The sequence below is a fragment of the Mycobacterium appelbergii genome (genome assembly GCF_032883035.1).
In the GTDB taxonomy this organism is placed as follows: Bacteria; Actinomycetota; Actinomycetes; order Mycobacteriales; family Mycobacteriaceae; genus Mycobacterium; species Mycobacterium appelbergii.
This window is the reverse complement of the sequence record NZ_JAMQTH010000010.1, coordinates 177022-199922: the sequence shown is the minus strand read 5'-3', so window position 1 is coordinate 199922 and position 22901 is coordinate 177022. Positions and strand designations below refer to the sequence as shown.

Here is a 22901-nt window from a genome sequence, read left to right as displayed (position 1 = left end):
AAAATATGAAGATCTCACTCTTCTACGAGTTCGCCCTGCCCCGCCCGTGGACCCAAGACGACGAGCGTGAACTGTTCCTCGACGGGCTGGCGGAGGTCGAGGCCGCCGACAAGGCCGGCTTCTCCACTGTCTGGCTCACCGAGCACCACTTCCTGGAGGAGTACTGCCACGCCACCGCGCCGGAGATCTTCCTGTCCGCGGCGAGCCAGCGCACCAAGGACATCCGGCTGGGCTTCGGCATCATGCACCTGCCGCCCGCGGTCAACCACCCCGCGCGCGTGGCCGAGCGCGTCTCGACTCTCGACCTGATCTCCGGCGGCCGGGTGGAGTTCGGCACCGGCGAATCCTCGTCGGTCGGTGAGCTCGGCGGTTTCGGCATCGACCCCGCCGACAAGCGCACCCAGTGGGAGGAAGCGCTCGAGGTTTCGATCCGGTGTATGACCGAGGAGCCGTTCACGGGCTTCAAGGGGCAGCACATCGAAATGCCTGCGCGCAACGTCGTACCGAAGCCGGCGCAGCGACCACACCCGCCGGTGTGGGTGGCCTGCACAAGACCGTCCTCGGTGCAGATGGCAGCCCAGAAGGCCATCGGTGCCTTGAGTTTCGCCTACACCGGCCCGGGACCGCTCAAGGAGCGGGTGGACGGTTACTACCGGGAGTTCGAGGAGAACGGGTCACCGGTCACGCCGCTGATGAACCCGAACATCCTCGCCATCGGCGGCGACCTGTCGATGATGGTGGCCAAGACCGACGAGCAGGCCGTACAGCGACTCGGCCTCGGCGGCGGGTTCTTCTCGTTCGGGATCATGCACTACTACATGACCGGTGAGCACACCCCCGGCCGCACCCAGGTCTGGGAGCGGTACCTCAAGGAGGTCGAACAGGATCCGTCGTTGGCCTACGGTCCCGGCCGCGGTGCGATCGGCTCTCCCGAGACCGTGCGCGAGTTCCTGCGCGGCTACGAGGAGAGCGGTGTCGACGAGATCATCCTGCTGCTCAATCCGCGCAGTCACGAGGGCACCATGGAGTCCATCGAGCTGATGGGCAAGGAGGTGCTACCCGAATTCATCGAACGGGATGCGAAAGCCGTTGCGGCGAAAGACAAGCGGCTGGAACCGGTTCTGGAGAAGGTCGAGGCCCGTCGGGAACCGTCACTGGCCCCCGGGTTCGACGAGAGCTACTCATTCGGCGGGCTGCCCACCGGCCGTGGCGGCAAGTTCACCGCCAGCGAGATTCCCGAGGCGATGGCCGAGATGAACGAGGGCCGGGTGCAGGCGGCGAAAGACGAGAAGGCCGAGCGCGAGACGCGTTGACCGTGGGACAGATCGACGAACTGTGGCGCTACGACGGACGCCGGGTCGTGGTGACCGGGTGTGCGTCGGGCATCGGCGCGCACCTGGTGAGCCAGCTGACCGAACTCGGCGCGGACGTGGTGGGCCTGGACGTGAATCGCCCGAATCTGGAGCTGAGTGAGTTTCATCCGGTCGACCTGGCCGATCCGGCGTCGATCGACGCCGCGGTCTCCAGGATCGGTGGGACGGTTGATGCGCTGTTCAATGTGGCCGGGGTGTCCTCGGGTATCGGCGACCCGCTGCTGGTGGTCCGGATCAACTTCCTCGGTACCCGCTACTTCACCGAGGCGTTGGTGCCCGCGATGCCGCCCGGATCCTCGATCGCCAACGTATCGTCGTTGGCAGCATCGGCATACCGCGAGAACGCCGCGGTCACCGCGGGTCTGCTCGGCACCCAATCAATCGCCGACGGGATCGAATGGTGCAGCCACCATCCGGAGGCGGTCGCCGACGGTGGTGGTTACCGGCTCTCCAAGGAGGCGATCATCCTCTACGGGATGGCCAATGTCGCCGCGCTGGGCGCGAAGGGGATCCGGATCAACTGCACCGCGCCGGGGGTGACCGATACACCGATCCTCGATCAGCTACGGACCGCGTACGGACCGGACTTCCTGACCGCCTTCCGGACACCACTGGGCCGGGTCGCCGGACCAGACGAACAGGCCAGCGTCCTGGCCTTTTTGAACAGCGCGGCAGCCAGCTACATCACCGGTCAGGTGATCTGGGTGGACGGTGGCACCATGGGCGATACCGACCTCGCCGGATCGGTACCGCGACAGTGAAGCGAAATGGTGAAACATGGCGAATATGAGTGACTTCCGGCGAGTCGCCGACGACGTCCGCAATTGGGGCCGCTGGGGTGGTGCCGACGAGTTGGGGACGCTGAACTTCATCACCGCCGACAAGGTCACCGAAGCGGCGGCACTGGTCAAGGCAGGCAAGGTGTTCGCGCTCGGTGGCGACTTCGGTTCGGCAGGGCCGCAGGGCGCGTTCCAGTTCCGGCAGAACCCCACCCACGTGATGACCGTCGACGGCGGCGACGCGAACACCCTCGCGCAGTATGGGCCACAGTGGCTGCGCAACTCGGTGGCCCATCAGGTCAGCGAGTTCTTCGTCGACAACCCGTTCCGGTTCAACGACGACATGATCGTGATGCCGCTGCAGGCCGCAACCCAGTGGGATGCGCTCTCCCACGTGTACTACGAGGACAAGCTCTACAACGGATTTCCGGCCGATTCGGTGACCAGCTTCGGAGCGTTCCACTGTGGGATCGACAAGGTGGACGGTAAGGGCATCACCAGCCGCGGTGTGCTGCTCGATGTGGTCGCCCACCGGGGTGTCGAGATGTTCCTGGAACCCGGAAACCCCGTGACACCGGCCGAACTCGACGAGGTGGCCGTAGCACAAGGTGTCACGATCGGGCGTGGCGACATCGTGGTCGTACACACCGGGTGGTGGACCCGCTTCCTGTCCACCGGCGACGGGACAGAGCCCGGTTCCGGGCTGGACTGGCGGTGCGCTTCGTGGCTGCACGACCACGAGGTAGCAGCGGTGGCCGCCGACAACCTGATGGTGGAGGATCCCGATCCGGCCGCCGGGGTCGAGGGCACCTTCCTGCCCATGCACATGCTGTGTCTGCGTGACATGGGTCTGATGCTGGGCGAATACTGGGATCTGGCTGCCCTGTCCGCGGACTGTGCGGCCGACGGCGTGTACGAATTTCAACTGATTGCGCCGCCGCTACGCGTGACCGGAGCAGTGGGTTCCCCGGTGAATCCCATTGCGATCAAATGAGGAGACCATGACGTCTACTGAACCGCCCCCCACAAAAGTGCCGTTCGTGGTCGGTCTCGGCGGAACCTTGCGAGCGAATTCATCGACCGAGCGCGCGGTGCGGTACTGCCTGGCATCCGTGGAACATCAGGGCGGCCGGACCCGGATGTTCGCCGGTCCCGATCTCGATCTGCCGATGTATGCGCCACATTCGCTGGATCGCACACCGGCCGCACTCGAACTCGTCAAGGCGCTGCGCGACGCCGACGCCGTGGTCGTCGGCTCACCCGGCTATCACGGTGCCATCTCGGGTCTGGTGAAGAACGCCCTGGACTACATCGAGGATCTGCGGGAGGACCCGAGGGTGTATCTGGACAACACCCCGTGGGGCTGCATCAGCTGCGCGTACGGGTGGCAGGCCGCGGTCGGCACGCTGGGACAACTGCGTTCGATCGGCCATGCATTGCGGGCCTGGCCGACACCGTTGGGCGTGGCGATCAACTCAGCCGACCAGATCTGGGGTGAAACGGGCGAATTGACCGACGGTTCGGTGCGCAACCAACTCGACATGCTGGCCAACCAGGTGCTCACGTTCGCCCGGTCCGGCGGAGCCGCTCGATGACCTTCCAGCGCCACACCGTCGACATCGACGGACTGACCACCAGCTACCTCGAAGCCGGAACCGGTGACCTCGTGGTGTTACTGCACGGCGGTGAGTTCGGGGTCAGCGCCGAACTCGGCTGGGAGCACACCATCGGGGCGCTGGCCGAGCATTACCGGGTGCTGGCGCCGGACATGCTGGGTTTCGGGCAGAGCGCGAAAGTTGTCGACTTCAATGACGGCCGTGGGATGCGGATCCGCCACATCGCGCGATTCTGCGCCGAACTGGGCGTGACCTCAGCACATTTCGTCGGCAATTCGATGGGCGCGATCAACATGCTCGTCGATGCGACGTCGGCCGCCCCACGACTCCCGATCCGGTCGATGGTGGCGATCTGCGGGGGAGGGGAGATCCAGCGAAACGAGCATATGACGGCGCTGTACGAATACGATGCCACCGTCGAGGGGATGCGCCGCATCGTCACGGCCCTGTTCGCCGATCCCTCTTACCCCGCCGACGACGCATATGTGCTCAGACGCTATGAGTCGAGCATCGCGCCGGGAGCGTGGGAAGCCTTGGCGGCAGCCCGGTTCCGTCGGCCAGGGTTGGCGGCGCCTGCCAGTCCGTCGTCACGGCGCGAGTACGACCGCATCTCAGTTCCCACGCTGATCCTCGAAGGTGAGGGTGACAAGCTGCTGCCCGCCGGCTGGGCAGCCGAGATCGCAGGGCAGATCGCCGGCGCCCGCAGCGTCGTCGTTCCGGCGGCGGGGCACTGTCCGCAGATCGAGCAGGCGGATGCCGTCAACCGGGCGCTCGTGGATTTCCTGGCGCCTCAGCGCGCCCGCATCGCGCGGTAGGCCGCGGCGCCGCGTGATGGCGGTGATCCTTCAGGACGGTTGAGCGGTCGTTCTCAGTTAAAGCAGTCGCTTGACTGAACTTCGCGGAACGGGTTGAGTCGAAGCGTCGCCCTCTGCGGCTGAGGAGAAAGGGCTTGCGGCCTACATGAGCAACGAACTGGCTGGAAAAGTAGCAGTGGTCACCGGTGGCGCATCGGGTCTGGGCGAGGGGTTGGTACGCCGCTTCGCCGCCGAGGGTGCGCGCGTGATGATCGGTGACGTCGAGACAGACCGCGGCGCGGCGCTGGCCGACGAACTCGGCGAGGGCACCGACTTCGTCGCGACCGATGTCTCCGATCCCGACCAGGTCGGCGCGTTGGTGAACGCGGCCGTCCAGCGGTTCGGTGGTTTGCACATCATGGTCAACAACGCCGGCGTGTCCGGCACCATGCACCGCCGCTTTCTCGACGACACTCTCGCCGACTTCCACCAGGTGATGGGAGTGAACGTGCTCGGCGTGATGGCAGGGACGCGGGATGCGGCCCGCCGGATGGCGGAGCACGGCGGCGGATCGATCATCAACCTGACCTCGATCGGTGGCATCCAGGCGGGCGGGGGCGTGATGACCTATCGGGCGTCCAAGGCCGCCGTCATCCAGTTCACCAAATCTGCCGCGATCGAACTGGCGCATCATGAGATTCGGGTGAATGCCATCGCGCCCGGCAATATCCGGACCGCGATCGTCTCGAAATCCGCATCTGCCGAGGACCGTGAGCGGTTGGAACAGTTCGAAGAAGGTATCCGGGCGCAGATGCGCGCCGACCGCCCACTCAAGCGGGAAGGCACCGTCGAGGACGTGGCGGAGGCGGCACTGTATTTCGCAGGGGACCGGTCGCGCTACGTCACCGGCACGGTGTTGCCCATCGACGGCGGAACGGTCGCGGGCAAGGTGGCCTCCCGCAAGCCGAAGTCGTAGCGGTAGCCGTGTCCGTATAGCCGGGGCGCGCCTGACAATAACAAAATTGCTACGCCGGGCTAAAAGTAGAACACTGTTGTACAGTTGGTCGTTGCGACGAGAGGGTCGTGACGACCGATTCTCGGTGGAGTCCTGGTGGTGGCGAAAGGCGGAATCCGTGACAGTGAGAGTGGCAACCGATGTCTGTTATGACCCGTACGACGTTGAGCTGAATGCGAATCCGTATGAGACGTATGGACGTCTCCGGGAGGAAGCGCCGCTGTACTACAACAGCGAGTATGATTTCTACGCGCTGAGCCGATTCGCGGACGTCGACAGTGCGGCTGTCGATGTCAGAACATTCAGCTCGGCCCGTGGTGACGTGTTGGAGACCGTCAAGGCCAATATTGACATCCCGCCGGGCTTCATCATTTTCGAGGATCCTCCTATCCACGACATCCATCGCAAGCTGCTGGCCCGAATGTTCACGCCACGCAAGATCAGCGCACTCGAAGCCAAGATCCGCGAATTCTGTGCCGACTGTTTGGATCCCTTGGTCGGCAGCGGACGTTTCGACTTTGTGGCCGACCTCGGCGCGCGGATGCCGATGCAGGTTATCGGCATGCTGTTGGGGATGCCCGAGGGTGATCAGGAGGCCGTCCGGAAACGCTGGGATGACAACCTGCGCACGGAGGCTGGTCGCCCCATGGAAGTGGCCCCGGAGGCCATCGACGCGGGGGAGCTTTTTGCGGGGTATGTCGACTGGCGAGTGGAGAATCCGTCGGATGACATCATCTCGGAGCTGGCCGGCGTCGAGTTCGCCGACGAACACGGCACCACCCGACGACTGACGCGTGACGAACTCCGTGCCTACGCAAGCCTGGTCGTCGGCGCAGGCAACGAGACCACCAACCGGCTGATCGGCTGGATGGGCAAGGTGCTGGCTGAACATCCAGAGCAGCGGCGCCAGCTTGCCGAAGACAACTCACTGATACCCAAGGCCATTGAGGAACTTGTGCGCTATGAACCGTCGGGCCCGAACATGGCCCGGTATGTCACGCGCGATGTCGAATACTATGGACAGACGGTGCCTGCCGGCAGTGTGATGCTGCTGATGCTCGGCGCGGCCAATCGCGATCATCGTCAATTCCCGCCGGACGGCGATGTTTTTAACATCCATCGGCGTTCACCTCAGCACCTGGGGTTCGGCCGCGGTGCCCACTACTGCCTCGGCTCGGCGCTGGCCCGTCTCGAGGGAAGGATCGCGCTGGAGGAGATCTTGAAGCGATTCCCCGAGTGGGATGTCGAGCTCGACAAAGCCGCGTTGACATCGACTTCGGCTGTGCGGGGCTGGGAATCGATGCCGGCTGTGCTGCGCTGACCCGTGTCGTCACTTCGACAACGGGCCGACCAGCTCAACCGGATTCGGTCGCCGCCACCATCGACTGCGCGTCGTGGTAATAGACGCGGATCTCGGCGATCTTCCCGTCCACCAACCGGGTTTCTTCGGCGAAGCGCGTGAACTGCCCGGTATCGGTGAGGGGGTATCCGCCGAAGGTGACCGCCCGATCACCGTCGACGACAATGTCGTGAATTTTGAACTGCGTTACGTCCGCCACCTGTGCGACCGCCGCGTAGATGGCCGATAGTGCCTCTTTGCCTCGGTATTCCCCGCCGAATGGCAGGTAAGGCGGCTCGTAGGTGACGACGTCATCGGCCAGGCAGCACATCATGGTCTCGATATCACCGCGGGCACCTGCCGCATAGAAGCGTTCGATGAGCGAACGGTTCTGTTCTGTCAGCGATTTGAGGTCCGTCATGTCTGCTTCCTGTGCTGTCATAGTTGTTCCGGCCTACCTTCCATTAATCCGATTGGGCCTGCAGTCGGGTTGTATCATGGTGTATGCCAGTAAGTTTGGACTGGTTCGTCGATGACGCCGGACCGCGAAACTCTAACCCGATCACCGGCTTGGGTTTGGGAACTTGGCGGATGCCCCTGGACGCCTCCGCTGATGCTCAAAAGCGAACTACTACAGGAAAAGTCTACAGATGACCGAGATCAAAGATCGCGCCGCCGTTGTCACCGGTGGTGGCAGCGGCATCGGCAGGGCACTGGCGATCGAACTCGCCAGACAAGGCGCGGCAGTGGGTGTCGCCGACATCATGCCGGCCAACGCCGAACGCGTGGCACGCGAGATAACGGACGAAGGCGGCACCGCGATTGCATTGGAATGTGATGTCTGCGAGCGTGGTTCGATCGACGCGATGAGGACCGAGGCGCAAGGTGAGCTCGGCGCGATCTCACTGTTGATCGCGAATGCCGGGGCCACCTCATTCGAGCCTCTGGTCGAGATGTCAGATGCCGACGTCGACTGGATTGTCCATGTCAATCTGATGGGCACGCTCTACTGTGTGCAGTCGTTTCTGCCCGGCATGATCGCGGCGGGAAAAGGTGGGCACCTGTTGGCGACGTCGTCGGTATCCGGCATGTTTCCGGCCTGGCTCCCCAGTCAGGCGCCCTACTCATCGGCCAAGCTCGGTGTGGTCGGGTTGATGTTGAACCTGGGGGCCGAGCTCGCCCCGCACGACATCAACACCACGGTGTATTGCCCGGGCGGCGTCGCGACAGGGATGAAAGACAACAATGAACGCTATCGACCGACGCGTTTCGGCGGCCCCAAAGCGGCGCCGGTGCGGGTGCCCGAGGAATTCGTTCAGGACAGCCTGCGGATGCTGGCCCCAGAGGTGATTGCGCCGATGGTCCTGCGGGCGATCACCAACGATCGCCGCATCGTCTTTGACCATTCCTCCCAACGGCAGGTCTGGATCGACACCTACCAGCAGCCTGTGCTGGACGCCTTCGACGTGGTCGAGCAGGAGGAGATCGCGGCCTCGCGCGGTTGAGGTTCGCCGCGTCCGACAGGGACCCACCCGCGTTCGGCCGATTGCTTAATTCAATCACTTGACTTAAAGATGATGTCGAGGTTCACTGAACCGGTGACGACAGTCAGTCGGACGGCCCGGGCCGATCGGGTCAGCAGCACGCAGGAAGCGATCCTGAAGGCGGCCGAGCGGCTCTACGCCGAGCACGGGGTGTTCGCGGTATCGAACCGCCAGGTCAGCGAGGCGGCCGGGCAGGGTAACAACGCCGCAGTGGGCTATCACTTCGGCACCAAGACCGATCTGGTGCGCGCGATAGAACACAAGCACCGCGGGCCGATCGAGCAGTTGCGTGAGCAGATGGTGGACGGGGCGGGCGATTCTGCCGACCTGCGGGACTGGGTCGGGTGTTTGGTCCGTCCCCTCACTGATCACCTTGCCGCCCTGGGGAACCCGACGTGGTATGCCAGGTTCGCGGCCCAGGTGATGACCGATCCCGCGTACCACAGCATCGTGGTACGGGATGCCCTCAGCTCGCCGTCGCTGGTGCAGGTCATCGATGGAATGAACAGCTGTCTGCCGGATCTGCCCGCCGAGGTCCGTGCCGAGCGCAACATCATGGCCCGCAACCTGCTGATGCACAGCTGTGCCGACCGCGAACGCGCACTGGCCCAGGGAGTCAATGCGCCCCGGTCGACATGGCCCGCCGCGGCTTACGGCCTCGTCGACGCGATTGTGGGGCTGTGGCAGGCGCCGGTCACCGAAGGGCGTGATCTGACGTGAAAGTCACCGTCGACCAAGACAAGTGCGTCTCGTCGGGCCAGTGTGTGCTCAACGCGAGCGAGGTGTTCGACCAACGCGACGAGGACGGTGTCGTGGTTCTGCTCGAACCCAACCCCGGTCCCGACCACACCGACAACGCCCGCCGTGCGGCGGCGGCCTGCCCAGCTCTGGCCATCGACATCCAAGACTGACACCGAGGAATGAACTGATCCCCATGTCCGAGACACTGACCGATACCACGGCGACCACCGACATCCCCGACTATCCGATCGAGCGCGACTCCGCGTGCCCATTCGCACCGCCGCCCCAGGTGCTCGAGCTCGGTAGAGCCAAAGGTCTGTCCCGAGTGCGGATCTGGGACGGCAGCACGCCGTGGCTGATCACCGGCCACGAGGAGGCGCGGACGCTCTTCGCAGACGCCAGGGTCAGCGTGGACGATCGGCGTTCGGGCTTTCCCCACTGGAACGAGATGATGGTATCCACGGTGAACAAGCGGCCGCGGTCGGTGTTCACCTCGGACGCCGAAGAACACACCCGGTTCCGCCGGATGCTGTCTAAGCCGTTCACCTTCAAGCGCGTCGAAGGTTTGCGGGCCACGATCCAGAAGGTGACCGACGACCACATCGACGCGATCCTGGCCGGCCCGCAACCGGCAGACATCGTCGCCGCGCTGGCGTTGCCGGTTCCGACACTGGTGATCAGCGAGATGCTCGGCGTGCCATATGAAGACCACGAGTTCTTCCAACATCATGCCAACGTCGGCCTGGACCGGTACGCCAAGGCCGAAGACACCATGGCCAAGGGCATGAGCCTGTCCAAGTATCTGTGCGACCTTGTCGAGGCCAAGATGGCAGATCCCGCCGAGGACGCGGTGTCAGATCTGGCCGAGCGCGTGACGGCCGGCGAGATCGACGTCAAGGAGGCCGCCCAGCTGGGCACGGGCCTGTTGATCGCCGGGCACGAGACGACGGCCAACATGATCGGGATCGGCGTGCTGGCCCTGTTGCAGAACCCTGAACAGGCCGAGTTCCTGCGCAATGCCGAGGATCCCAAGGTGATCGCGAATGCGGTCGAGGAACTGATGCGGTACCTGTCGATCATTCAGAACGGTCAGCGCCGGGTGGCCATCGAGGACATCGAGATCAGTGGGGAGACCATCCGCGGCGGCGAGGGCATCATCATCGACCTGGCCCCGGCCAACTGGGATGCCAAGGCCTATCCGCAACCCGACAAGCTCGACCTGAGCCGCGACGCCGGGCAGCAACTCGGATTCGGGTACGGCCGTCACCAATGCGTCGGCCAACAGCTCGCCCGCGCCGAACTTCAGATCGTGTTCCACACCCTGCTGCGCCGCATTCCGACGATGCGTCTGGCCATCCCGTTCGACGAGGTGCCGTTCAAACACGACCGTCTCGCCTACGGCGTCTACGAACTTCCCGTCGCCTGGTAACCGGAAGCGAACCGACTGTTCAGCCCTGACAGCCCGATTGGAGCGTCCACCGTGTCAACACCAACTACCACGCTGTATCCCCCGGAGGGGTTCGGCGCACCCAAGGACCGCCGCGGCCACGCGACGGAAGGAGCCCTGACCGGATTACCTGACGGCACCGAGATCTTCTCGGCCGACAATCACATCTCGGTAGCCGACGACATCTTCTACGAACGTTTTCCCGACGATCTGAAAGGTGCTGCGCCACGGATCTGGTACGAGGACGGCGCGTACATGGTCGGGATGAAGGGCAAGTCCTGGGTGGGCGGCGACTTCGGCCGGGTGCTGATGCAGTACGACGATCTCGCCGGTGCGGCCACCAACAATATCGAGGCCCGTATCCGCGAGCTCGCCGAGGACGGCATCGACAAGGAACTGGCATTTCCCAACGCGGTGCTCGCACTGTTCCACTACCCGGACAAGAACATCCGTGAGCGGGTGTTCCGCATCTACAACGAGGTCATGGCTGACCTGCAGGAACGGTCGAACGGTCATTTCTACGGTGTCGGGTTGATCAACTGGTGGGATCCGAAAGGCACTCGCAGCACGCTGGCAGAACTGAAGTCTCTCGGACTCAAGACATTTCTGCTGCCGTTGAATCCGGGTAAGGACGACGAGGGCAACATCTACGACTACGGCGGCACCGCGATGGACGCCGTGTGGGACGAGATCGAAGCGGCCGGTCTGCCGGTCACCCACCACATCGGGGAGACCCCGCCGAAGACTCCGTGCGAGCACAACAGCGTGGTGGTCGGGATGATGATCAACGTCGACTCGTTCCGTGAGCAGTTCGCCAAGTACCTGTTCTCCGGGATCCTCGACCGGCACCCGAACCTGAAGATCGGCTGGTTCGAAGGTGGAATCGCCTGGGTGCCAACGGCACTGCAGGACGCCGAACATCTGCTGGCTTCCTACCGGCACATGTTCAACCACGACTTGCAACACGACATCCGGTACTACTGGGACACCCACATGAGTGCGTCGTTCATGGTCGACCCGTTGGGACTGGAACTCATCGACAAGATCGGCGTCGACAACGTGATGTGGTCCAGCGACTATCCCCACAACGAAAGCACCTACGGCTACTCGGAGAAATCGCTGGCATCGGTGGTTGCGGCGGTGGGACCGGAGAACGCCGTCAAGATCGTCAGCGCCAATGTCACGAAGTTTCTGGGACTCTCATGACCACAGTTGCCCAGGATGGCCCGTCGGTCATCGACATTCCCGAGGAGCCCGACCGTCCCCGGATGCGTCGCGAGATCGGTGCGCGGGTGCGCGCTGCGATGAAGGAGCACGGCGTCGACGCCTTGATCGCGCTGGGCAACGGCAACGTCGTGTACCTGACGGGTGCGAGCTGGCCGTTGCTCGACGCCGGCCTGTCCCATGTGGAGCGCCCGGTGGCGCTGATGCTCGCCGACGACGAGTACCCGCACCTGTTCATGCCGGCGCGCGAAGGCGCACCGTTGGAAACAGACCTCCCCGATGACCATCTGCATGAGCCGGTCTACCTCGAATTCGACGAAGGCGTCGAACATTTCGCCAAGGTTCTCGCCGAGTTGATCCCTGCCCGCGCCACCGTGGCGGTCGACGAGCTGACCGGGGCCATGCGCCGCGCCGCAGGCCGGTTGTTCCCGGCCGGGGCACCGGTGGATGCCGCACCCGTCGTGGGTACGGCCAAGTTGGTGAAGACACCCGACCAACTCTCGGCCATCCGGCGCGCCTGCCGGATCACCGAAGAAGCCATGGTCGATGTACAGAAGTCATTGGCGCCCGGCGTCCGCCAGATCGACCTGTCGGCGCAGTTCGTACGCCGGGCATTCGAACTCGGCGCCACGGCCAGCATGCTCGAGGCCATCTGGCAGGTGATGCCGACCTCGAAAGCCGAAGGTGTGTGGACCACACACGGTGATCTGGCATTGCCGTTGTTGACGACCGAGCGCGAACTGGAAAAGGGCGACGTGCTCTGGACCGACGTCTCCATCACCTACCAGGGCTACTGTTCGGACTTCGGCCGCACCTGGGTGGTGGGTGACGAGCCGACACCACGCCAGCACGCACAGTTCCACAAATGGCGCGATCTGTTGGATGCGGTGCTGGCGGTCACGAAGGCCGGCGCCACCTGTGGTGATCTGGGCCGGGCGGCGATTGCGGCCAATGGTGGGCAGAAACCGTGGCTGCCGCACTTCTACATCGGCCACGGCATCGGTAGCAATGCAGCCGAGATGCCCATGATAGGAACCGATCTGGGCCAGGAGTTCGACGACAATTTTGTGTTCCCGGTCGGCATGGTGCTGGTCCTGGAGCCGGTGGTGTGGGAAGACGGCACCGGCGGCTATCGAAGCGAGGAGATCGTGGTAATCACCGAGGACGGTTGGACACCGCTGACCGACTACCCGTATGACCCTTATGTCTACTGAGGTGCTCGCCGATGACCACGCTCTCCGCTACGGGCGGCGGGAGCGGGTACTGGCGCAGATGGAAGCCCACGACATCGACATCCTGGTGCTCGGCCGGCAGGCCAACGTGCGGTATGTCACCGGCGCACCGCAACTCTGGGTGGCCGGTACCCGGCCGTTCGGCCCCATCTGCGCGTTCGTGCGGGCCACCGGGGACATCCATTTGAACAGCACGTGGGACGAGGGCATACCGGAAGAGATTCCGCACGAGCACCTGTACGGCCTGGCCTGGAATCCCATGACACTGATCGGTGTGCTGCAAGGGATCACGGGTGCGGGCACCGCCAAGCGGGTGGGAACCGACGCCTTGACACCGAACTTCGCCAAGCTGTTGCCGATGGCGTTTCCGAACGCCGAGTTGGTCGACGGTGAACTGGCGATGCGGACCGCGCGCCGAACCAAGACGCCCGAGGAAGTGGCGGCCCTGCGGTCCGCCCTGGGCGTTGCCGAGCACGGGTTGGCCGCCGCCGTGGCGGATCTGATCCCGGGGAACACCGAGCGCATGCTGGCCGGTGCGCTGATGGAAGCCGAGGCTGCCGGTGGCGTCAGCACTCCGGCGACGCAGGACTCGGCATGGATCACCGCCAAGGAGACACCGTGGCGCCGGGCATCGGGTGACGGCCGATTGCGTGACGGCGACCTGGTAGCGGTGGCGGCGGGTGTGCTCGCCGGCGGGTATGTCGCCGAGGTGGCCCGCACCTGGCCGGTCGGTGAGGTCACCGATGGGCAGGCGGTCTCTGCGTTGTACGGCCGGCGTGATCGGTTGTGGGACAGGCTCGTCGATGCCTGCCGCACGGGCAACCGGGCCGGTGCGTTGCTGGCCGCGTATGAAGACGCGGGCGAACCGATCCCGCCGACACCGGTGGCTCACGGTTTGGGCCTTGGCTTCGATCCACCGGTGGTGTCGCCGCAATTGCGGGCCAGCGCCGATGCCGAGGTGTTGGAGGACGGAATGGTGCTCGCGGTGACTGCGCACGTATGGCAACAGGGCATCGGTGCGGTGTTCACGCGTGATGCGGTGCTGATCACCGCCGACGGCCCGGAAGTGCTGTCGGGCAGCCCGTCCTACCACGCGCTCGGAGCTTCTCATGCCTGACCGGCCCAGCCCCGAGGAGATCATTCTCTACGAGAAGGATCCCAAGACCAAGATCGCCACGATCACCTTCAACCGGCCGGATTATCTCAACGCGCCGACGTCGATGGCCCGGCTGCGCTACGCCGATGTGCTGCGAGCGGCGAACGCGGACAACGATGTCAAAGTGGTGATCATCCGTGGCGTCGGGGACAACCTGGGCAGCGGCGCGGACCTGCCGGAGTTCATGGAGGGCAACGACAACCCGGCGGCGCGATTGGCCGAGCTGCGGCTGGAGGACGACGGTGTCGGCGAGGTGACCTATCCACCGAAGGGCACCTTCCGCAACGGGGCCACCATCAGCTCGTGGTACGCCAATTCCCAGGCGGGCAACCGCGCGCTTCAGGACTTCAAGAAGATCAGCATCGTCGAGGCGAAGGGCTACTGCTACGGCTGGCACTTCTACCAGTGCGCCGATGCTGACCTCGTGATCTCCAGCGACGACGCCCTGTTCGGCCACCCGTCATTCCGGTACCACGGCTGGGGCCCGCGGATGTGGACCTGGGTTCAGATGATGGGGTTGCGTAAGTTTCAGGAAATGGTGTTCACCGGCCGACCGTTCACCGCCGCCGAGATGTACGACTGCAACTTCCTCAACAAGGTGGTGCCTCGCGATCAGCTGGAAGCCGAGACCGACAAGTATGCGCGCGCGTGTACGCGTAACCGGCCGGTGGACACCGTCTTTCAGCAGAAGATGTTCTTCGAGATCTTCAAACAACAGCAGGGCGAGTACATGGGGAGCCTGCTGAGCGCCTTCTTCGAGTCGATGGGCAACGGAGTGTCCAACGACAGTGACGAGGATCTGGACATGTTCGAATCGATCGACTCCGGGCTGTCCGCCGCGGTCAACGACAATGACAATAAGTTCCCGCCCGACTTCAGGTTGAGCAAGAAGAACCGAGCCAAGCCTGTCTAGCCGCGAAATGGCATTCCAGCAGGGAAAGTTCGAGTATGAGCCTGCTGGAATGCCATTTCGGCGGGAGAGCGAATGAGCCATGACACCATCACCACCTCGACCACCCCTTGACGGCTACACCGTCGTCGACCTGTCATCCGGCATCTCCGGCGGATACTGCACGAAGCTCCTGGCCGACGGGGGCGCCGACGTCGTCAAAGTCGAATGCCCGGACGGTGACCCACTCCGCAGTTGGTCGGCATCCGGGGCCGTGATTCCGCCGGGCGCCGACGGTGCCTTGTTCACCTTCCTCGCCGGCGGCAAACGCAGTGTGGTCATCGATCCGGCCGATGACGCCGATCTGGCACTGCTCGACCGATTGCTGGCGTCCGCGGATTCAGTGATCTGGTCACCGGAATCACGCGTGGCACAGTCTGTATCACCCACAAAGCTGTCCGAACGTCACCCCGGCCTCATCGTTACCGCCATCACCGCCTTCGGACTGCACGGTCCGTGGAGCGACCGGGCCGCCACCGAGTTCACGTTGCAGGCCTGGTCCGGTGGTGCCATCGGCATCGGGCGAGGCACGCAGGACCGGGCGCCGGTGACCATCGGCGGTCAGGTGGGGGAGTGGCTCGCCGGTGCCTACAGTGCCGCGATGACACTGGCCTTCCGCTCGCGCGCACTGCGGGACGGGCACGGGGAGCTCATTGACCTGTCCAAGTTGGAAGCCCAGATTCTGGGGCTCACCTACTATCCGGTGACCTACTTCGAAATGCTGGGGCGGCCCTGGCGGACCGAACGCCGGCCCACCGTCCCAGGAATTGCCCAGGTTGCCGACGGACTGGTGGCTTTGGGCTGCGGCACGGCGCAACAATGGTGGGATCTGTGCGCGATGTCGGGTCACGACGACTGGATCGACGAGAATACGACCCTGACCATCACCGAGCAGGCCAACCTGCATGCCGACGAACTCTACGAGTGGCTGCAGAACCAACGGGCCGACGACCTCCGGGATCTCGCGACGGCATTCCGGATACCCAACTCGCCCGTGGGGAACGGCCAGAATGTCACGGCCATGGACCATTTCGTGGCCCGCGGCGCATTCGTGACCAATCCGCAGCACGGGTTCGCCCAGCCCGGTCATCCCTACCGGTTCAGCAGCCTCACATTGCGCCCCGCCGCACCGGCGCCGCGGCTCGGTGAACACACCGAGGAACTCCGCGACGCGGCGCTGTCCCCGCGGGACGCTCCGGTCCGACGGCCAGGGGGGAACCGGCTGCCGTTCAGTGGGCTTCGGGTACTCGACATGACCACGTTCTGGGCTGGACCGTCATGCACCCACGTGCTGGGCATGCTGGGCGCCGAAGTCATCCATCTCGAGTCCACCGCCCGTCCGGATGGCACGAGACTCATCGCCGGTATCCCTGCCACGGAGGACCAGTGGTGGGAGCGTTCGCCGATCTTCAGCGCGCTGAACACCAACAAGAAGAGCCTGACACTGGATTTCCAGACCGAAGCGGGCCGGGACCTGTTGCGCCGCCTGATTGCCACCTCGGACATCGTCGTGGAGAACTTCACTCCCCGGGTGATCGATCAGATCGGCCTCGACTTCGACTCGGTGCGCGCCTTGCGCGAGGACATCGTCATGGTGCGAATGCCCGGATTCGGTCTGGACGGACCGTGGCGCGACAACCCGGCGTTCGCCTACATCATTGAGGACGCCTCGGGGCTGAGTTGGCTTACGGGTTTTCCCGATCGCACGCCGTTCGAACCGTATTCGGTGGGGGATCCGAACGCCGGGGTGCACGCGCTGAACGCGCTGCTGCTGGCCTTGGAACACCGGCGTCAGACCGGAGAAGCGGTCCTGGTGGAGGCGGCCATGGTCGACGCGGCGCTCAGCATTGCCGCCGAGCAGGTGATCGAGCATTCCGCATACGGATCACTGTTGCACCGGGAGGGAAACCGTGGCCCGGTGGCGGCGCCGCAAAACCTGTACCGGAGCGCCGATGTCGACGAGTTCGGCCGTGCCGATTGCTGGGTGGCGATCGCGGTCAGCACCGACGGGCAATGGGATGGGTTGTGCCGTGCCCTCGGACATCCGGCATGGGCACAGGAGCCGACGTTGTCGACCGCCGCGGGCCGTCGCGCGCAACACGACCTGATCGACGAGCACCTGGCTGCCTGGTGCCTGACCCGTAGTGGTGACGACATCGTCGACACGCTGTGGGCGGCGGGAGTGCCGGTGGCCAAGGTGATGCAGCCTCATCGGCAGACGGAGTTACCACAATTGCGGCACCGCCGCTTCTTTGAGCGTGTCGGGCATCCGGTGAACGCCGCTGCTCCGCACAGCACCCTGCCCGTTTCGCTGTCAAAGGGGCCGCGGGAATTCCACCGGGAACCGGCGCCACTGCTCGGCGAACACAATCACGTGCTGCTGTCCGGGTTGGGGCTGACCGACGCCGAGATAGCCGCGTTGGCCGAGGACGGTGTCATCGGCACCGAGCCGGGGAGGCGACGGAAAGCCGCGCGCTGAACCTGCAGTGGCCAGTAGCCTCAACAGCCATGGCCATCAATCCTTCTGACATTCTGCTCACGGGCCGGGTCGCCGTCGTCACCGGTGGCGGCACCGGCATCGGCCGCGGTATCGCAGCAGGCCTGGCCGCCTTCGGCGCCTCGGTGGCGGTGTGGGAGCGGGACGCCCAAAGCTGCTCAATGGCAGCGGAAGCCGTCGGCGGGCTGGGCATCCTGACCGACGTCCGCGATTCCGAACAGGTGGATTCGGCTCTGGCGCAGACCACCGCCGAACTGGGCCAGGTCAGCATCCTGGTCAACAACGCCGGCGGGGTGTTCCACTCACCGCTGTTGGAGACCAGCGAAAACGGCTGGGATGCGCTGTATCGGAGCAATCTGCGTCATGTGCTGTTGTGCACCCAACGGGTGGCCCGGCAGCTGGTGGCCGCCGAATCAGCCGGTAGCATCATCAATCTCACGTCGATAGAGGGTGTGCGGGCCGCACCAGGCTACGCGGCGTATGCCGCGGCCAAGGCAGGCGTCATCAACTACACCCAGACTGCCGCATTCGAACTGGCCCCGCATGGTATCCGCGTCAATGCGCTGGCGCCGGATCTCACCCTGACCGAAGGCCTGCTGGAGCTGTCCCCTGACGGACTGCCGCCGGGGATCGGTGATGCCATTCCCATGGGCCGTGCCGGTGATGTCGATGAAATCGCCGCGACCGCAGTGTTCCTCGCCTCGTCGATGTCTAGCTACATCACCGGGCAGACCCTTCACGTCGACGGTGGCACCCAGTCCGCGGGTGGCTGGTACCGCCACCCGCAGACCGGGGCCTCCACGTTGGGTCCGGGCTAGGGACCGGACTTACTTGAGGCAGCTTCCCGCATCGACCGGCAGCGTCACACCCGTGATGTACCGGGCCTCGTCGGACGTCAGGAACAGCACCGCGTTGCTGATGTCGACGGCCTCGACCCACGGAATGGGCAGGGTGTGGAACAACTGGCAGATAGGCGCCATGTCGTCCGGGCCCGGGTTTTCCAGGTCGGGCCGGAACATCTTGAAGGTGCCGTCGTTGTGCAGCATCGGGGTCGCGACGTGCGTCGGATGCACGCTGTTGACGCGAATGTTGTGCTGGCCCAACTCGACGGCGAAGCCGCGCATCAGACCGACGACGCCATGCTTTGCGGCCACGTAATTACCGCAGTGCGGGTAGGCCTTCAGCCCGCCGACCGAGCTGGTCAGCACGATCGATCCGCCGCGGCCACCGGCAATGAGATGGGGGACACCGGCTTTGACCGACTTCCACACGCCGGACAGATTGATGTCGATCATCTCGTCCCAGTCGAGTTCGCTGGTCTTGTCGAGAGTGTCGCCACCGTTGCCGATGCCGGCGTTGGCGACGATGATGTCGAGCCTGCCGAGTTGTTCGACACCGTTGTCCACCGCGGTCTTGATCGCGTCGGCATCGCGGACATCGACCTCGGCGGTCACGACACGTCGATTCAGGCCCTTGATCAGGTTCGCGGTCTCGGCCAGGTCATCGGAGGTCGAGGCCGGGATGGCGCTCTCCGCCCCGGGGCGGATCGGTCCGCAGATGTCGATGGCGATGATGTCGGCGCCCTCCTGGGCCAGCCGCACTGCGTGGCTGCGGCCCTGGCCGCGGGCCGCGCCGGTAACGAATGCGACCTTGCCTTCCACCCGTCCAGACATTGGTTACCTCAGTTCTGTTGGTCGTCAAAATGGGGGGCGCCAGCGATGAAAAGTTGTGCACCTGCTCAGCACTCTGTCATCGCCCTACCCGCCATGTCAATGACAGAATCGATAGGAGCAAGTTGTACTCTGCGTGTAGAAGAATCACGTTCTCACGTAAGTCTGTTGAGGGGTTCTGAGCGAGGTTTCGAGTGGGGCAAATGCGCGCTACCGCGGTGCCGACACACGGAACCGCGACGCTCGCGCGGAAGTCTGCCGCCCCCCAGGGTCAGTACACCGAGGTGGGGCGAGCGCGACGGAGATCATGAGCGCGCTGCAGGGCAGCGCAAGTTCTATTCAGCCGAGAACTGAATTCTCTGCTAGCTGGCGGCGAACCCGTGGGAGCAGAAGTCCCATACCTCGTCGGCTGAGATCGGCTTCGGAGCACCGTCCTCGTTGCCCCCGCTGGACTGGGCGACGAACATCACGGTCTGCATCGTCATCGCGGCCATGCGACGCGGATTGATGCCCTCGCGCAGCTGGCCGGCCGCGGAGGCTTCCTCCATGAGCTCGGTGAGCAGCGTCAACAGCGGTGCGTGTGCGACCTTCACCTCGGAGGGATGCGACACCAGCAGTCTGGGCGCGAAATCGGTGAACAGCGGACGCTGGGCGGCCGGATCCGGTCGCGACGACTCGAAGAGCAGCTGAATTGCGACTTTGAGCCGTTCGATCGGGTCGGAATGGCTCGCGGTGGCCGCGCGGATCTGATCGGCCGACCGGCTCAGCGCATCCTCGAACAGTGCGAGCAGCAGCTCATGTTTCCCGTCGAACTGCAGGTAGAAGCTTCGCAGTGACTGCCGCGAGCGGTCCACGACCTCCTGCACGGTGAAATCGGTGCTGCCTTTTTCGATGATGATCGCCTGTGCGGCGTCCAGGAAGCGCTGCACGCGCTGAGCCGCGCGGAGTTTTGCGGTTTTGATCGACCGCTCGACAGCCCGTTGTTTCCATGCGGGTTCTTCGCCAGTGGTGGTCACCGGCGGCTCAGATGCGTGCCGAGTCGGGAAAGCATGCACTGACTGTACCGGAGAATGTCTTGCCATTGCGGTCCTGGACCCCCTCGCAGCCACCGTGTTGGAGATTGTAACTTTCTCACTGTGAGAATAGTATTCTCATCACGGGAATTACAGAAGTCCTTCGAGAAGAAGGTCATCACGCCCCGGCCGGTGCCCAAGAAGGAAGACTGAATGTACATCGACTACGACGTCGCGGACTCGATCGGCACCATCACCCTCAACAGGCCCGAGGCCGCCAATGCGCAGAACCCTGAACTCCTCGACGAACTCGACGCCACCTGGACCAGAGCGGCCGAGGATCCCGAGGTGAAGGTGATCGTGCTGCGGGCCAACGGCAAGCACTTCTCGGCAGGCCATGACCTACGGGGCGGCGGCCCCGTGCCGGACAAGATCAGCTTGGAATTCATCATCGCCCACGAATCGCGGCGCTACCTCGAGTACACGCTCCGCTGGCGCAACGTCCCCAAGCCGTCGATCGCTGCGGTGCAGGGCCGGTGCATCTCCGGTGGGCTGCTGCTGTGCTGGCCGTGCGACCTGATCCTGGCCGCCGACGACGCGTTGTTCTCCGATCCGGTGGCGTTGATGGGTATCGGAGGCGTTGAATACCACGGTCATACTTGGGAACTCGGTGCGCGCAAGGCCAAGGAGATCCTGTTCACGGGTCGTCCGCTCAGCGCGGAGGAGGCGGAGCGCACCGGCATGGTCAACCGGGTGGTGCCGCGGGAAGAGCTCGACACCCAGACCAGGGAACTGGCCGAGCAGATCGCCACAATGCCGTCATTCGCGTTGCGTCAGGCCAAACGGGCCGTCAACCAGACGCTCGACGTGCAGGGTTTCTACGCTGCCATCCAATCGGTGTTCGACATTCACCAGACCGGCCATGGGAATGCCCTGAGCGTGAGTGGCTGGCCGGTGCTGGTCGACATCGATCAAATGAAGGCCAATATCAAGTAGCGTGCACTCGTGACCGGTCCACGGCGTGCGAGCGTCGACCGGCTTGCAGTGAATTACGCGGTCCGGCTCACCCTGGCGCATCTGACCGCGGCCGCCGCGGTGCTGTTGGTGATCGTCTCGCTGTCGGGCAACACGGTCGGTGATGCCCGCGAGCTGCTCACCACCAAAAATCTGATCGGGTTCATTGCGCTGGTGACGTTTTCGGCTGTGCTGGACGCGGTGCTCGGCGTGATCAACATGCGTCCGACATTCCGATGGTTCGCCACGGGCGAGGAGCCGACGGCTGCGCAGCAACGCGCGGCGGTGCGGATTCCGGTCCGCCAGACCGCAGTCGAGTTCACCGTCTGGATCATCAGCGGCGCGGTGTTCATGGTGCTCAATCTCGACGCGCAGGGCGGTGTCGCCTACGTCATCGGCGGCTCGATCCTCTTCGGCGCCATGATCACCGCCTGCGTCGGGTTTCTCATCACCTCCAGGACGCTGCGTCCGATCATCGCGGCGGCCATGAAGGACTCGACGGGCAGGATCCGGCTGCCGGGGGCGCTGGGCCGCCTCGTCTACGTCTGGGTGCTGTTCACCGCGGTGCCCAGTGTCGGGATCTGGGTGATCGTGCTGGCCCGGTCCAACGGATGGTTCCTGCAGTCGTCGGCCTCGATCGACACCCCCATCCTGGTGATGGCGGCGGTCTCGGTGCTGTTGGGATTCGCCGCGACAATTCTCGTCGCGCGGTCGATCTCGGATCCGGTCCACGAAGTGGTCGTCGCGATGACCGAGGTGGAGCGGGGTCGCGTGAACACCGCTGTCGCAGTGTACGAACCGTCGGAGATCGGGCGCCTGCAGAGCGGATTCAACCGGATGGTCGCGGGTCTGGCCGAACGCGAACGCCTGCGTGATCTCTTCGGCCGCTATGTCGGCGTGGATGTGGCGCGGCGTGCGTTGCAACAGGACGGGGCAGTGGGCGGCGACGTGCGTGAGGTCGCGGTGCTCTACGTCGATCTGGTGGGATCCACCGCGCTTGCGGCGTCCCGCCCGCCCGAAGAGTTGGCGACGTTGCTCAACGGCTTCTTCAAGATCGTCGTCGACACGGTGGAACAACACCACGGGCTGATCAACAAATTCGAAGGAGATGCGGTGCTGGCCGCCTTCGGGGCGCCGTTGCGATTGGACAATCCCGCCTCGGCCGCCATGGCCGCGGCGCGCGCATTGGTGCCCGGTCTGCGCCGGTTGCCCGACGTCGAGTTCGGTGTGGGCATCTCATGCGGCACGGTATTCGCGGGCAACATCGGTGCGGAGAACCGCTACGAATACACGGTCATCGGAGACTCGGTCAACGAGGCGGCACGGCTGGCCGATCACGCCAAGGACCGGGATGTTCCTGTGCTGTGCTCGGCAGGCGCGCTCGCACGCGCAGACACCGACGAGAGCCGACGCTGGGTGGTGCGAGGTTCGACGGTGCTGCGGGGCCGGTCCACCGTAACGGTTTTCGCCGAACCCAGCCCTCAATAGCGCTCGCGCA

The 22901-nt window shown here is 64.6% G+C and carries 22 protein-coding genes; 19 read left to right on the top strand and 3 right to left on the bottom strand.

The window, feature by feature from the left end:
• Positions 1 to 5: 5 nt before the first annotated feature.
• The 7 genes from M1247_RS23410 to M1247_RS23380 all read left to right on the top strand — a co-directional run bounded on the left by M1247_RS23410 (position 6) and on the right by M1247_RS23380 (position 6898).
• Positions 6 to 1313 carry an LLM class flavin-dependent oxidoreductase gene (locus M1247_RS23410; RefSeq protein ID WP_317158778.1) on the top strand — a complete coding sequence of 436 codons (1308 nt, stop codon included), beginning with the start codon at positions 6 to 8 and terminating at the stop codon, positions 1311 to 1313.
• A gap of 2 nt (positions 1314 to 1315) precedes the next feature.
• Complete coding sequence (locus M1247_RS23405; RefSeq protein ID WP_317158777.1) at positions 1316 to 2134, top strand: coniferyl-alcohol dehydrogenase; 819 nt, start codon at positions 1316 to 1318, stop codon at positions 2132 to 2134.
• Positions 2135 to 2159: 25 nt separating this feature from the next.
• Positions 2160 to 3146, top strand: coding sequence for a cyclase family protein (locus M1247_RS23400; protein ID WP_410506926.1), 987 nt, complete (start codon positions 2160 to 2162; stop codon positions 3144 to 3146).
• Between the two features lie 7 nt (positions 3147 to 3153).
• Positions 3154 to 3747 carry an NADPH-dependent FMN reductase gene (locus M1247_RS23395; RefSeq protein WP_317158775.1) on the top strand — a complete coding sequence of 198 codons (594 nt, stop codon included), beginning with the start codon at positions 3154 to 3156 and terminating at the stop codon, positions 3745 to 3747.
• Complete coding sequence (locus M1247_RS23390) at positions 3744 to 4583, top strand: alpha/beta fold hydrolase (RefSeq protein WP_317158774.1); 840 nt, start codon at positions 3744 to 3746, stop codon at positions 4581 to 4583. The genes M1247_RS23395 and M1247_RS23390 overlap by 4 nt, the downstream gene beginning before the upstream one ends.
• Before the next feature lie 145 nt (positions 4584 to 4728).
• A complete protein-coding gene (locus M1247_RS23385) occupies positions 4729 to 5538 on the top strand; it encodes an SDR family NAD(P)-dependent oxidoreductase (RefSeq protein WP_317158773.1) in 810 nt (269 codons plus the stop codon).
• Between the two features lie 157 nt (positions 5539 to 5695).
• On the top strand, positions 5696 to 6898 hold the full coding sequence (locus M1247_RS23380; protein ID WP_317158772.1) for a cytochrome P450: 1203 nt from the start codon (positions 5696 to 5698) through the stop codon (positions 6896 to 6898).
• Positions 6899 to 6932: 34 nt separating this feature from the next.
• On the opposite strand, the gene M1247_RS23375 is transcribed toward M1247_RS23380, so the two are convergent.
• Entirely contained in the window at positions 6933 to 7337 is a 405-nt protein-coding gene (locus M1247_RS23375) for a nuclear transport factor 2 family protein (RefSeq protein WP_317158771.1), read from the bottom strand.
• Positions 7338 to 7566: 229 nt separating this feature from the next.
• Between M1247_RS23375 and M1247_RS23370 the strand changes: the two genes are divergently transcribed.
• From M1247_RS23370 to M1247_RS23325, 10 genes are all read left to right on the top strand, one after another.
• Positions 7567 to 8421, top strand: a complete 855-nt coding sequence (locus M1247_RS23370) for an SDR family NAD(P)-dependent oxidoreductase (RefSeq protein WP_317158770.1) — start codon at positions 7567 to 7569, stop codon at positions 8419 to 8421.
• 72 nt (positions 8422 to 8493) lie between these two features.
• Complete coding sequence (locus tag M1247_RS23365) at positions 8494 to 9180, top strand: TetR/AcrR family transcriptional regulator (RefSeq protein ID WP_317158769.1); 687 nt, start codon at positions 8494 to 8496, stop codon at positions 9178 to 9180.
• The gene (locus M1247_RS23360; protein WP_317158768.1) at positions 9177 to 9371 is read left to right on the top strand and encodes a ferredoxin; all 195 of its coding nucleotides are present in this window, start codon (positions 9177 to 9179) and stop codon (positions 9369 to 9371) included. Before M1247_RS23365 ends, M1247_RS23360 begins: the two co-directional genes overlap by 4 nt.
• Positions 9372 to 9394: 23 nt before the next feature.
• Positions 9395 to 10630 carry a cytochrome P450 gene (locus M1247_RS23355; RefSeq protein WP_317158767.1) on the top strand — a complete coding sequence of 412 codons (1236 nt, stop codon included), beginning with the start codon at positions 9395 to 9397 and terminating at the stop codon, positions 10628 to 10630.
• Positions 10631 to 10681: 51 nt separating this feature from the next.
• The gene (locus tag M1247_RS23350) at positions 10682 to 11854 is read left to right on the top strand and encodes an amidohydrolase family protein (protein ID WP_317158766.1); all 1173 of its coding nucleotides are present in this window, start codon (positions 10682 to 10684) and stop codon (positions 11852 to 11854) included.
• On the top strand, positions 11851 to 13086 hold the full coding sequence (locus M1247_RS23345) for a M24 family metallopeptidase (RefSeq protein ID WP_317158765.1): 1236 nt from the start codon (positions 11851 to 11853) through the stop codon (positions 13084 to 13086). The genes M1247_RS23350 and M1247_RS23345 overlap by 4 nt, the downstream gene beginning before the upstream one ends.
• Positions 13076 to 14221, top strand: a complete 1146-nt coding sequence (locus M1247_RS23340; RefSeq protein ID WP_317158764.1) for a M24 family metallopeptidase — start codon at positions 13076 to 13078, stop codon at positions 14219 to 14221. The genes M1247_RS23345 and M1247_RS23340 overlap by 11 nt, the downstream gene beginning before the upstream one ends.
• Positions 14214 to 15173 (top strand): enoyl-CoA hydratase/isomerase family protein, encoded by a 960-nt coding sequence (locus M1247_RS23335; RefSeq protein WP_317158763.1) that lies wholly within the window; start codon positions 14214 to 14216, stop codon positions 15171 to 15173. Before M1247_RS23340 ends, M1247_RS23335 begins: the two co-directional genes overlap by 8 nt.
• Before the next feature lie 79 nt (positions 15174 to 15252).
• On the top strand, positions 15253 to 17688 hold the full coding sequence (locus M1247_RS23330; RefSeq protein ID WP_317158762.1) for a CaiB/BaiF CoA-transferase family protein: 2436 nt from the start codon (positions 15253 to 15255) through the stop codon (positions 17686 to 17688).
• Positions 17689 to 17717: 29 nt separating this feature from the next.
• Positions 17718 to 18524 (top strand): SDR family NAD(P)-dependent oxidoreductase, encoded by an 807-nt coding sequence (locus M1247_RS23325; protein ID WP_317158761.1) that lies wholly within the window; start codon positions 17718 to 17720, stop codon positions 18522 to 18524.
• Positions 18525 to 18533: 9 nt separating this feature from the next.
• Here M1247_RS23325 and M1247_RS23320 read toward each other — a convergent pair whose 3' ends face one another.
• A complete protein-coding gene (locus M1247_RS23320; RefSeq protein ID WP_317158760.1) occupies positions 18534 to 19379 on the bottom strand; it encodes a mycofactocin-coupled SDR family oxidoreductase in 846 nt (281 codons plus the stop codon).
• 359 nt (positions 19380 to 19738) lie between these two features.
• On the bottom strand, positions 19739 to 20458 hold the full coding sequence (locus M1247_RS23315) for a TetR/AcrR family transcriptional regulator (RefSeq protein WP_317158759.1): 720 nt from the start codon (positions 20456 to 20458) through the stop codon (positions 19739 to 19741).
• A 144-nt stretch (positions 20459 to 20602) separates the two neighbouring features.
• On the opposite strand from M1247_RS23315, the gene M1247_RS23310 reads away from it, so the two are divergent.
• Complete coding sequence (locus M1247_RS23310) at positions 20603 to 21385, top strand: enoyl-CoA hydratase (RefSeq protein ID WP_317158758.1); 783 nt, start codon at positions 20603 to 20605, stop codon at positions 21383 to 21385.
• A 9-nt stretch (positions 21386 to 21394) separates the two neighbouring features.
• Complete coding sequence (locus M1247_RS23305; RefSeq protein ID WP_317158757.1) at positions 21395 to 22891, top strand: adenylate/guanylate cyclase domain-containing protein; 1497 nt, start codon at positions 21395 to 21397, stop codon at positions 22889 to 22891.
• Positions 22892 to 22901 lie beyond the last annotated feature (10 nt).

Bases quoted from the DNA above. Each gene is read 5' to 3' on its own strand.
- M1247_RS23410 (WP_317158778.1), top strand. From the start codon at position 6: ATGAAGATCTCACTCTTCTACGAGTTCGCCCTGCCCCGCCCGTGGACC.
- M1247_RS23400 (WP_410506926.1), top strand. From the start codon at position 2,160: ATGAGTGACTTCCGGCGAGTCGCCGACGACGTCCGCAATTGGGGCCGC.
- M1247_RS23395 (WP_317158775.1), top strand. From the start codon at position 3,154: ATGACGTCTACTGAACCGCCCCCCACAAAAGTGCCGTTCGTGGTCGGT.
- M1247_RS23390 (WP_317158774.1), top strand. From the start codon at position 3,744: ATGACCTTCCAGCGCCACACCGTCGACATCGACGGACTGACCACCAGC.
- M1247_RS23385 (WP_317158773.1), top strand. From the start codon at position 4,729: ATGAGCAACGAACTGGCTGGAAAAGTAGCAGTGGTCACCGGTGGCGCA.
- M1247_RS23375 (WP_317158771.1), bottom strand. From the start codon at position 7,337: ATGACGGACCTCAAATCGCTGACAGAACAGAACCGTTCGCTCATCGAA.
- M1247_RS23370 (WP_317158770.1), top strand. From the start codon at position 7,567: ATGACCGAGATCAAAGATCGCGCCGCCGTTGTCACCGGTGGTGGCAGC.
- M1247_RS23365 (WP_317158769.1), top strand. From the start codon at position 8,494: ATGTCGAGGTTCACTGAACCGGTGACGACAGTCAGTCGGACGGCCCGG.
- M1247_RS23355 (WP_317158767.1), top strand. From the start codon at position 9,395: ATGTCCGAGACACTGACCGATACCACGGCGACCACCGACATCCCCGAC.
- M1247_RS23345 (WP_317158765.1), top strand. From the start codon at position 11,851: ATGACCACAGTTGCCCAGGATGGCCCGTCGGTCATCGACATTCCCGAG.
- M1247_RS23340 (WP_317158764.1), top strand. From the start codon at position 13,076: ATGTCTACTGAGGTGCTCGCCGATGACCACGCTCTCCGCTACGGGCGG.
- M1247_RS23335 (WP_317158763.1), top strand. From the start codon at position 14,214: ATGCCTGACCGGCCCAGCCCCGAGGAGATCATTCTCTACGAGAAGGAT.
- M1247_RS23330 (WP_317158762.1), top strand. From the start codon at position 15,253: ATGACACCATCACCACCTCGACCACCCCTTGACGGCTACACCGTCGTC.
- M1247_RS23325 (WP_317158761.1), top strand. From the start codon at position 17,718: ATGGCCATCAATCCTTCTGACATTCTGCTCACGGGCCGGGTCGCCGTC.
- M1247_RS23320 (WP_317158760.1), bottom strand. From the start codon at position 19,379: ATGTCTGGACGGGTGGAAGGCAAGGTCGCATTCGTTACCGGCGCGGCC.
- M1247_RS23315 (WP_317158759.1), bottom strand. From the start codon at position 20,458: ATGGCAAGACATTCTCCGGTACAGTCAGTGCATGCTTTCCCGACTCGG.
- M1247_RS23310 (WP_317158758.1), top strand. From the start codon at position 20,603: ATGTACATCGACTACGACGTCGCGGACTCGATCGGCACCATCACCCTC.